This is a genomic window from uncultured Maritalea sp. (genome assembly GCF_937139385.1).
Classification (GTDB): domain Bacteria; phylum Pseudomonadota; class Alphaproteobacteria; order Rhizobiales; family Devosiaceae; genus Maritalea; species Maritalea porphyrae_A.
In genome coordinates this window covers 1-2,244 of sequence record NZ_CAKZPW010000381.1, presented here as the reverse complement: position 1 = coordinate 2,244, position 2,244 = coordinate 1, and the positions used below count along the sequence as shown (strand labels likewise).

The following is a 2,244-nucleotide window of genomic DNA, read 5'->3' as shown; positions in this document are numbered from 1 at the left end:
ACCATCGTCCATGAACACGTCAATGTGCGGGATCACGTTGAACGCAATGTCTTTTGTGTAGACACTTGGCGCCACTTCTTGACCCGGAACATATTTGCCCTTGGTCTGGTTCCACAATTCATCAATCGCGGCTTTGCCCGTGCCGGACACTGACTGGTAGGTTGAGACAACTACACGTTTGATATTCGCGCGATCATGCAACGGCTTCAGGGCCACAACCATTTGCGCAGTCGAACAGTTCGGGTTGGCAATAATGTTCATGCGATCATTAAGGGCCATGTAAGTATCAAGCGCATGGGCATTCACTTCAGGCACGATCAAAGGAACGTCTTGGTGGTATCGCCATGCAGACGAATTATCGATGACGATGCAGCCTTGCGCGCCAATAATAGGTGCCCATTTTTCTGAAATGGTACCGCCAGCAGACATGAAAGCAAAATCAACGCCCGTGAAATCAAAGTGCTGCAAATCTTTGCACTTCAACGTTTTGTCGCCAAATGAAACTTCGCGCCCAACCGAACGAGATGATGCAATTGCAACCACTTCGTCTGCAGGAAATCCACGTTCTGCCAAAATTGAAAGCATTTCGCGACCCACATTTCCTGTGGCGCCGACAACCGCTACTTTGTAACCCATAATCGTTTGATCCTTGTCTTCACCCCCCGCACAACATTTTAAGAACGTTGCGGCCGTCGTTTTGACCCTCCACCCTGTCGGGGGAAAGCCCAGGGAAGACGGTTAAACGGTTTTGGTGGTGGTCTTTTTTGTTGTTGCAAGTGCTTTGGCCACGCCACCGGTGGTGGTCATGATCTTCATCTTCATCGCTGTTTTAACAAACACGCGCATCAAATGCTCACACTTTGGTCAAAAAATAACTCTCGCCTTTTCTAACGGCAAATGTTTAAGAGTCAATAACGCATTTGCCCCTATCCGTTCCGTGCGCCCACATAATGATGCACAAAGCCGATCAATTCTTAGCCTACTTAAACCCCAAAGTTTCACGTGGATTGATCAGTTGAAACTTTTCGTCCGCCAATCCGCGCAGTACATAATCACGCCGGTCAGCACCAAAAACAAGAGCCGCATATTCTGCCTCGGAGAAGGCCTCGCCCTCCCCCTCCTGGAACAAATAACTATTGGGGACCAAGGTTGGACGCGATGAGGTTTTGCTGAAATGTACCAAATATTCTGCATCGCCCAGCGCCGCACCATCATCCAATCGCACAAATTGCGCGACACCATTTTGGTCCGGACTGATCACAATATTGCCGTTGCGCACTTTTGCACCAATTTCAGCAGCCGCCACATTTTCAACTTCGAACCCGAGCCGCATAAAGTCGCCCTGCAACAATGATCGTGGATCAACGGGCCGCAACTCCAAATAAACGAGCTCGCCATTGGCAATCACCCGCTCTTTTTCCACCACGCCAAAATTGAGCAATCCCAAAACCAACACCCCAAAGCCAAGCATCAACCAGTTACGCATTTTCAACCTCCGCGTTCAACGGATTGAAAAACCGCAGCAACACGAACCGTGCTGCCAATATGGCGATACCAGAGCCCAAAAGCATGTAGCTCTTGATCAATAAGGTCACATCCAGCGAATAATAGAAAAGGAATAAATAAATCGGCAAATAGATCAGCCCGATCACCCACAAAACTCTATCGTGCCGCACATGCCCAAGCGCCATAAGCGCAACCGCAAACAACACCCCATACAGACCCAAAACGGCTAGAATGATGATACAACAAATCACAATGACATGCTCAAGCGACTTAAGCTTTTGCCAACCGCCGATGAGGAACGCGTAAAGAGTCGACACGGCGCAAAAACCTACGACCACCATGCCCAAATCCACGCCTAGTTTGACATCAATTGTTGACCCAAGGGACCAATACACTTGGTTATCAAGAGGCAAAAACTTATAGGCCAAGAACAAAACAACCGCATAAAAATATACGGAAGACAGGTACCGACGATTTTGAATAGCGATCAGCACGGCAGTCATACCAATCAGCAATGAAACGGACAGGGTTGAGACCAGCACCCCAGCGCTGCGAATTCTCATGATCTGCGCTTCATCGCCGCTCCCAAGAACTCGCATATTATCCTGCGGCAACAGGACTTTCAGCATTTCAGCACCAAGCGTCACATCAAGCAGGAAAAGCGATACCAATATCGCCAAGAAGGCTTCCAAGTACATCCGGTAGAAAAACAGTGATGCAAGCGTGATGAGCGAAAAG

3 protein-coding genes are annotated in these 2,244 nt (G+C 48.8%); all 3 read right to left on the bottom strand.

Annotated elements, in window-relative coordinates; translation table 11 throughout:
- A partial coding sequence (locus Q0231_RS15330; protein WP_299348877.1) for an aspartate-semialdehyde dehydrogenase occupies positions 1–636 on the bottom strand: 636 nt, incomplete at its 3' end.
- A gap of 343 nt (positions 637–979) precedes the next feature.
- Positions 980–1,486: a GDYXXLXY domain-containing protein gene (locus Q0231_RS15325; protein WP_299348874.1), complete on the bottom strand. Its 507-nt coding sequence runs from the start codon at positions 1,484–1,486 to the stop codon at positions 980–982.
- The coding region (locus Q0231_RS15320) for a DUF4401 domain-containing protein (RefSeq protein ID WP_299348871.1) at positions 1,479–2,244 on the bottom strand (766 nt) is incomplete at its 5' end. The genes Q0231_RS15320 and Q0231_RS15325, both read right to left, overlap by 8 nt.

Coding starts and splice junctions, on each gene's coding strand:
- Q0231_RS15325 (WP_299348874.1), bottom strand. CDS start 1,486: ATGCGTAACTGGTTGATGCTTGGCTTTGGGGTGTTGGTTTTGGGATTG.